This is a genomic window from Micromonospora sp. M51 (assembly GCF_018070305.1).
GTDB classification, from domain to species: domain Bacteria; phylum Actinomycetota; class Actinomycetes; order Mycobacteriales; family Micromonosporaceae; genus Micromonospora; species Micromonospora parva.
Genome location: NZ_JAGPXZ010000269.1, coordinates 1 through 7,357 on the forward strand (window position 1 = coordinate 1; position 7,357 = coordinate 7,357).

Annotated in this window: 10 protein-coding genes and 1 pseudogene; 10 read left to right on the plus strand and 1 reads right to left on the minus strand. The window is 72.3% G+C overall.

Annotated features, from left to right (window positions below; genetic code table 11):
• The 4 genes and pseudogenes from KBX53_RS16140 to KBX53_RS16155 form a co-directional block, all read left to right on the plus strand.
• Positions 1-103, plus strand: a pseudogene (locus KBX53_RS16140) (GntR family transcriptional regulator); the annotation flags it as partial.
• A gap of 39 nt (positions 104-142) precedes the next feature.
• The gene (mscL, locus tag KBX53_RS16145) at positions 143-601 is read left to right on the plus strand and encodes a large conductance mechanosensitive channel protein MscL (RefSeq protein ID WP_030332359.1); all 459 of its coding nucleotides are present in this window, start codon (positions 143-145) and stop codon (positions 599-601) included.
• A gap of 82 nt (positions 602-683) precedes the next feature.
• Positions 684-935 (plus strand): hypothetical protein, encoded by a 252-nt coding sequence (locus KBX53_RS16150; RefSeq protein WP_210860133.1) that lies wholly within the window; start codon positions 684-686, stop codon positions 933-935.
• A gap of 244 nt (positions 936-1,179) precedes the next feature.
• On the plus strand, positions 1,180-1,551 hold the full coding sequence (locus KBX53_RS16155) for a hypothetical protein (protein ID WP_030332355.1): 372 nt from the start codon (positions 1,180-1,182) through the stop codon (positions 1,549-1,551).
• On the opposite strand, the gene KBX53_RS16160 is transcribed toward KBX53_RS16155, so the two are convergent.
• The gene (locus KBX53_RS16160) at positions 1,464-2,750 is read right to left on the minus strand and encodes a benzoate/H(+) symporter BenE family transporter (protein ID WP_081883829.1); all 1,287 of its coding nucleotides are present in this window, start codon (positions 2,748-2,750) and stop codon (positions 1,464-1,466) included. The genes KBX53_RS16155 and KBX53_RS16160 overlap by 88 nt on opposite strands.
• A gap of 56 nt (positions 2,751-2,806) precedes the next feature.
• On the opposite strand from KBX53_RS16160, the gene KBX53_RS16165 reads away from it, so the two are divergent.
• The 6 genes from KBX53_RS16165 to eis all read left to right on the plus strand — a co-directional run.
• On the plus strand, positions 2,807-3,367 hold the full coding sequence (locus tag KBX53_RS16165; RefSeq protein ID WP_245233627.1) for an XRE family transcriptional regulator: 561 nt from the start codon (positions 2,807-2,809) through the stop codon (positions 3,365-3,367).
• Between the two features lie 115 nt (positions 3,368-3,482).
• The gene (locus KBX53_RS16170; protein WP_030332349.1) at positions 3,483-4,202 is read left to right on the plus strand and encodes a PP2C family serine/threonine-protein phosphatase; all 720 of its coding nucleotides are present in this window, start codon (positions 3,483-3,485) and stop codon (positions 4,200-4,202) included.
• A 103-nt stretch (positions 4,203-4,305) separates the two neighbouring features.
• Positions 4,306-4,644 (plus strand): PadR family transcriptional regulator, encoded by a 339-nt coding sequence (locus KBX53_RS16175; protein ID WP_030332341.1) that lies wholly within the window; start codon positions 4,306-4,308, stop codon positions 4,642-4,644.
• A complete protein-coding gene (locus tag KBX53_RS16180) occupies positions 4,641-5,486 on the plus strand; it encodes an ATP-binding cassette domain-containing protein (RefSeq protein ID WP_051708479.1) in 846 nt (281 codons plus the stop codon). The genes KBX53_RS16175 and KBX53_RS16180 overlap by 4 nt, the downstream gene beginning before the upstream one ends.
• Positions 5,483-6,175 carry a hypothetical protein gene (locus KBX53_RS16185; protein WP_030332337.1) on the plus strand — a complete coding sequence of 231 codons (693 nt, stop codon included), beginning with the start codon at positions 5,483-5,485 and terminating at the stop codon, positions 6,173-6,175. The genes KBX53_RS16180 and KBX53_RS16185 overlap by 4 nt, the downstream gene beginning before the upstream one ends.
• 83 nt (positions 6,176-6,258) lie before the next feature.
• A partial coding sequence (gene eis / locus KBX53_RS16190) for a GNAT family N-acetyltransferase (protein ID WP_309140785.1) occupies positions 6,259-7,357 on the plus strand: 1,099 nt, incomplete at its 3' end.

The following is a 7,357-nucleotide window of genomic DNA, read 5'->3' on the forward strand; positions in this document are numbered from 1 at the left end:
CTACGTCGACCACACCCGACTGGTCGAGGCGATCCGGGCCGGCGACCCCGGCCGGGCGGCGCTCGAAGCCGGCGCTTTTCTGGAACCCGCCGTACGGGCATAGGTTGTGCCCGACAGAAAAGCGGACACCTCGGGAGTACGGATGCTCAAGGGCTTCAAAGACTTCATCATGCGCGGCAACGTCGTCGACCTGGCGGTCGGCATCGTCATCGGTGCTGCTTTCACGGGCGTGGTCACCCAGCTCACCAAGTCGTTCCTTGAACCACTGATCAAGGCAATCGGCGGGGGCACCAGCCTCTCGGCCGGGAAGTGGACACTCAACGGTCAGGTCTTCGACTGGGCGGCGTTCATCAACGCCCTGATCACGTTCCTGCTCACCGCCGCAGTGCTCTACTTCTTCGTGGTGTTCCCGATGAACAAGCTGGCCGAGCGGCGGCAGCGGGGCGAGGAGCCGCCGCCCTCGGCGCCGAGCGAGGAGGTCAAGCTGCTCACCGAGATCCGGGACGCCCTGGTCTCCGCCGGTCACACCACTCCCGGCCAGCAGCGCGGGGCGCTGGACGATGTGCTGGGCCGCCGTCCCGAGCCGCCGACGCAGCGCTGACGCCGAACGGATGCACATCGGCCCCTGTGGGATTCCCGCAGGGGCCGCACCTTCTCGTACGTGTGTTCGATAGAGTCCCGCCATGGAGCAGCGAAAGCACTGGTGGAACGGGAAGTGGGGGCGACTGGCCCGGCGGGACGTCTTCCTGCGGGTGGACGCCGACCGATGGCATGTCGAGCAGCGCGCCGGTGGCGCCGAGGGCATCTCCCGTTTCTACGAGTACGGCAGTGCGGACGAGGCCGAGGACACCGTCCGGGCACTGCTCGACGAGCCGGACACCTGGCGCGAGCTGTCTCCCCGACCGCCCGGCGGCTGGACCCTCCCGAACACCTGAATGGGTTGCGTGCCGCTGCGTGGCGGCCCGTCGCCCGCCACCTTGCGCGGGCCGTGGAGGCGGTATTGCTTTCGACGGTGATGCCTCCGCGGTATTGCTTTCGACGGTGATGCCTCCGAGGCATAGTGATGCCTCAGAGGCATCACGCTCTTCAGGCCCATCACCTGCGGACCTGCCGCCTCCGCAGCTATCACCTCCGGCACGGCGGCGTTTAGCGGCGCGACGCCCTGGGAACCGCAGCGGGATGGACCAGCAGGACGCGCAGCAGGCGACCATCTCACGGATCACCACCGGGATGCCGGTGGTCGACTCAGCCGGCACCGAGGTCGGAACCGTGGACCTCGTCCAGCGGGGCGACCCGAACGCGGTGACCGTCCAGACACCGACCGCCGACCCGGGCAGCAGCCTGGACGAGCTGATCGAGGCGACCGCGGTCGAGGAGCCGGACGTGCCGGCCGATCTGGCGGCGCGGCTGCTGCACAGCGGCTACCTGAAGGTCTCGACCGAGCTGACCCGCACCGGCGCGGTCTACGTACCGGCCGACCGGATCGGCTCGGTGGCCGACGGCCGGGTCCTCCTGGCCGTCGGCGTGGCCGACCTGCCATCCGAGGAGTAACCCGACGGCCCCGGCTCGGCGGGGGTGGCCTCGGCTGACGGGGCGGCTGGGCGGCGGTGGAAGAGCAGCAGCATCAGGCAGCCCGCGACCAAGCCCCAGAACGCGCCGCCCACGCCGATCAGCGTCACCCCGGACGCGGTCACCACGAAGGTGACAACGGCGGCCTCGCGGGTCGCCGGGTCGGTCACCGCCGAGGCGAGCGCGGTGGCGAGGGCGCCCAGCAGCGCCAGCCCGGCGACCGCCTCGATGAGGATCGGTGGGGCGACAGCGACAAGCGTGGTGGCCACCCCGGCGCCCAGGCCGAGCACTGCCAGTCCAGCGCCGGCCGTGACCGAGGCGATCCACCGGCGCTCCGGGTCGGGGTGCGCGTCGGGGCCGGCGGCGAGCGCGGCGGTGATCGCCGCGAGGTTCACCGCGTGCCCGCCGGCCGGGGCGGCGAGCAGGCTGGCCAGGCCGGTGGTACGTAGCGCGGCGCCGAACGGCGGCCGGTAGCCGTAGCCGACCAGCACCGCCATGCCGGGTACGTTCTGCGCGGCCATGGTGACCAGGAACAGCGGCAGGGCCACCCCGACCAGTGCGGACGCGTTCCAGGCCGGCGCGGTCAGGGTGACCGACGGGATCAGCGCGGCACCGGTCAGGCCGGCCGGCGGTGCGGTGAGCGCGATCGCCGCCACCGCCACCACCAGCGCACCGGGCACCGCCCAGCGGCGGGCGAACCGGTGCAGCAGCAGCCAGGCGACCACTACCGGCCCGGCCACCACCGGCAGCTCGACAAGCGCGCGGACCGGGGCTGTGCACAGCGGCAGCAGCACCCCGGCGAGCATCGCGCCGGCCACCGGCTTGGGAATGGCGGCCACCGCCCGACCGAGTGGCGGGAACAGTCCGGCGGCGACGATCAGCACGCCGGAGACGAGGAACGCGCCCACCGCCACCCGCCATCCGCCCGGTGGCGGCCCGGTCGCTACCAGCAACGCCGCGCCCGGAGTGGACCAGGCGGCGCTCATCGGTATCCGGTACCGCCAGCCCAGCCAGGCGGCGGCGAGGCCGCTCGCCACGCAGAGCGCGAGCAGGCCGGAGGCGGCCTGCGCGTCCGACGCGCCAGCCGCTCGGAGCCCGGCCAGCACGACGGTGAACGAGCTGGCGAAGCCCACCAGCGCGGTCACCACCCCGGCCAGCACCGGTTGTACGGGTCCCGCCACTCCAACCCTCCCGACTGTTCCGTTTACGGAACGGCAGCGTGTAGCACGATAGCCGGGTGTCACACCCACCACCAGCCCCGCGTCCGGGCCTCGACGTGGATCCCGCCGTCGTCGGACGCCGGGTCCGTGCTTTGCGCGAGGAGCGGGGGATCTCACTGTCCACACTCGCCCGGCTCGCCGGTGTCGGAAAGGCCACCCTCTCCGGCCTGGAGAACGGCACCCGCAACCCCACCCTGGAGACGCTCTGGGCGGTCACCGCGCAGCTCGGCGTACCGCTGACGGCCGTGCTGGCGGAGCCGGCCGCCGGGCCGACAGTGCACGGCTCCGCCGTCACCGCCACCCTGCTGGAGGTATTCACCGACACCGACGCGACCTACGAGCTGTACCGGATGCGGGTGGCGCCCGGCCCCGGGCAGCTCTCCCCCGCCCACCCGGCGGGGGTCACCGAGCACGTCACCGTCTTCGCCGGGGTGCTGCGCGCCGGGCCGGCCGACGCACCGCTGACCGCCCCGGCCGGTGGTCACCTCCGCTGGGTGTCGGACGTGCCGCACAGCTACGCGGCGGTGGGTGACGAGGAGGTCGCCGCCAGCCTGCTCCTGCGCTATCCGCGCCGCTGAGAACGGGCCGACCGGTCACGCACCGTCGGGGCCGCCGACGAAAATCGCAATCATTTCTCGACCTAGGTAGGAGGCGTAGAGACGAATGCGGGTTGTTCTTGGCAAGCTTGACCCCATGACGCTGATCCTCCGCTCGGTCATCCTCAACGACATCGGCTTGGTGCGCACCAACAACGAGGACTCCGCCCTCGCCGGTGACCGCCTGATCGCCGTCGCCGACGGCATGGGCGGGCTGCCTGCGGGCGAGGTGGCGAGCGAGATCGTGATCCGGATCCTGGACGAGCTGGCTCCGCCGACCGACCCCGACGGCGCCGCCGACGCCCTGCGTGCCGTGGTCAGCACCGCCAACCAGCGCATCCACGCCGCGATCACCGTCGACCCGAGCCGGGACGGCATGGGGACGACGCTCACCGCGGCGCTGCTGGCCGGGGAGACGCTGGTGCTGGCCCAGGTGGGCGACTCCCGCTGTTACCTGCTGCGCGACGGGGAGCTGACCCAGCTCACCCGGGACGACACGTTCGTGCAGGCGCTGGTCGATCAGGGCACCCTCTCGCCCGAGCAGGCCCGCCACCACCCGCAGCGGTCCCTGGTGACCCGGGCCGTGCAGGGCGCCGACACCCCGCCCGCTGTCGGTGTGCTCACAGTGGTCCCCGGTGACCGGCTGCTGCTGTGCAGCGACGGGCTCTCCGACTACGTCGAGGACGAGGCCATCGCGGCGGCCCTGGGCATGTACGCCGACCGTCAGCAGTGCGGTGAGCAGTTGGTGAAGCTGGCCCACCATGCCGGGGCACCGGACAACGTCACGGTCGTGGTCTCGGACGTCGTCACCCGCTGACCCGTACGACTCACTCGGCGGCCGGCTCCGGGCCGGCCGTCCGGGTGCCGTCGCCGACAGTAGATGGTTGTGCCATCTAGCTTGCGTCGCTACTGTCCATCGAGTGGATTCCGACCGGCGCGGGCAGTGGCTGCGGGGGGTGCTCGACATCTGCGTCCTGGCCCTGCTGTCCGAAGGCGAGTCCTACGGCTACCAGCTCGCCCAGGCGCTCGACACGGCGGGCGTCGGGCCGATCCAGGGCGGCACGCTCTATCCCGTGCTGCTGCGCCTGCAGAAGACCGGCCTGGTGACCGCGCAGTGGCGGGAGGGCAACGCCGGGCCGGCCCGCAAGTACTACCGGCTCACCGACGACGGGTACGCGGCGCTCCGCGCCGGCGGCAGCGCCTGGCTCACCTTCGTCCGGCCGGTGAACGACATCGTCACGAAGGGGGTCAGCCGGTGAACGCCGACGATTGGCTGCGGACGCTCACGGCCGAGCTGCACCAGCGGCGGGTCGCGGCGGACGCCGCGCGGCACGTGGTCGCCGAGGCCGCCACACACCTGCGCGAGGGAGGCGGCGACCCCTGGGTCGTCTTCGGCCCACCCCAGCAGTACGCGGGCGCCGTCGTGGAGAGCATCGGCACCGCGCCCGGACCGCGCCCCGGGCCGGTCCGGCTGCACGCCGCCGGCATCACCAAGAGGTACGGACGGCGGAGCGTGCTGCGCGACGCCACACTGACCGTCCGGGCCGGACAGATCGCCGCCGTCATCGGCGCGAACGGCTGCGGCAAGAGCACCTTCCTCCGGATCTGCGCCGGGCTGATGTCCCCGGACGCCGGTGAGGTGACAGTCTCCGGGCGACTCGGCTACTGCCCGCAGTCCGGCGGCACCGCCGACTTCCTGCTCGCCGACGAACACTTCGTGCTCATCGGCGCCGGTCAGGGCGTGGCCCGTGGCCCGGCCCGCCGCGCCGGTCGGGCGGCTGCCCGTCAACTCGGTTGGGAAGCGGGCGGGGACGTGCAGGCCCGCCACCTGTCCGGCGGCACCCGGCAGAAACTCAACCTGACCATGTCCACGCTCAGCGCGCCCGACGTGCTGCTGCTCGACGAGCCGTACCAGGGCTTCGACCAGGGCACGTACGTCAACTTCTGGGACCAGCTCAGCAGGTTGCGCGACACCGGCACCGCCATCGTCGTGGTGACCCACCTGCTCAACCAACTCGACCGGGTGGACATCGTGCTCGACCTGACCCCGGCGCGGGAGACCGGGTGGCACGCGCCCGGCATTCAGGGAGGTCGCCCGTGAACCGGCTCGTCACCGTCGCCGAGATGACACTGCGGGAGCTGCTGCGGCGTCGGGGCGTACTCCTGCTGTTGTTGTTGATGCCGTTGACCTTCTACCTGATCCGGCGGGACGCCTATCTCGGGCAGTCGGTTCGCTCGCTGCTGCTCGGCGTGGGCTGGGCGGTGAGCACCGCCGCGCTGTTCGCCACCACCGCGGCCCGCGAGCTGGAGCCGAGGCTGCGGTTGGCCGGCTACCGTCCACACCACCTCTATCTCGGACGGATGCTCGGCCTGTGGACGGTGGGGCTGGTCATCTCCGTACCGTTCTTCCTGCTGCCGATGATCGACGGCGCGGACCTGCGGTACGGCGGCCTGGCGGCCGCGATGCTCTGTTCCGTCGCGGTGGCCGCGCCGTTCGGGATGTTGATCGGTGCGCTGCTGCCCCGCGAGTTGGAGGGCACGCTGCTGCTGCTCACCGTGGTGACGGTGCAGATGCTGATCGACCCGGCCGGGTCGGGGGCCAGGTTGACGCCGTTCTGGTCGAGCCGGGAGATCGCCACCTGGACCGTCGACAACACCGACCACGGCTACCTCTCCCGGGGGTTGCTGCACGGGCTCGTCGTCACCGCCCTGCTGGCGGTTGGCGTGGCCGCGGTGGCCAGCGTCCGCCTGCGCCGCCGCCGGCACCTGCGGCACCTGCCGGTCGGGTGACCGCCGCACGTCGCGCGGATCGGGCCAATCCGGTTGCTGCGACCCGCGCGGCAGGTTGAGATGGGCGAATGACCATCCGCCGGGTGACCGACGACGACCGTCTCACCACCAGCTTCCCGCTGGCCGCGTACGCCTTCGAATCCTCGCCACTGAGTGCCGCCCGGACGGCCGAGTTCCGCGACTACCTGCCCTACAACCAGGGCAACCGGACGCTCATCGCCGAGGAGGACGGCACCACGTTGGCCGCCGTCTCGGCCATTCCGATGCGGCAGAACCTGCGCGGGGTGGTGCTGCCGATGGCCGGGGTCGCCGGGGTGGCGACCCATCCGTTGGCCCGCCGGCAGGGACACGTCCGGACGTTGCTGCACCAACTCCTCGACGAGATGCGCGACGAGGGTCATCCGCTCAGCGCGCTCTATCCGTTCCGGCCCAGCTTCTACGCCCGGTTCGGCTACGTCGGGTTACCCAAGCCACGCCGGGTCACCTTCGCCCCGGCCAACCTGGGTTCGCTGCTCCGGGTGGACCTGCCCGGCGAGGTGAGCTGGGAACGCATCGGCGCCGGCTATCCGGCGTGGCGGGCGTTCACCGAACGCAACCTCCGGGAACGGCACGGCTTCGCGATCTTCCCGGACTACCGGGCGGTCGGGATGCGCGACCGTGACGAGTACTGGCTGCTCACCGCCCGGGTGGCCGGGGAGGTCACCGGCGCGGTGACGTACCGGATCGACGAACACGGCGGCACGCTGCACGGCAACGAGCTGCTGGTCTCCGATCCGCTCGCGCGGGCGCTGCTGCTGCAGTTCTTCGCCCGGCACGTGGACCAGATCGAACGGGTCACCGTCCAGGTTCCGCCCGACGAGCTGCCCGAGCTGTGGCTGACCGACCTGGACGTGCACGTCGAGGCCCGCACCGCCGTGCCGGGCGCGTCCGCGCCGATGGCCCGGCTGCTGTCGCTTGACGCGTTGCGCGGGCTGCCCGCCGGCCCGGGCCGGGTCCGGGTCGAGCTGATCGGGGACCGCTGGCTGGCCGGCACCCACCTGCTCGACGGCACGACCGGCGCGCTGGAGCTGGTCGACGACACCACCGGCCGCGCGCCGACCGCCACGCTCACCGCCGCCGGGCTCTCCGCCCTCGCGTACGGGGTGCTGGACCCGGCCGAGCTGCCGCTGCGCGGTCTGGGTG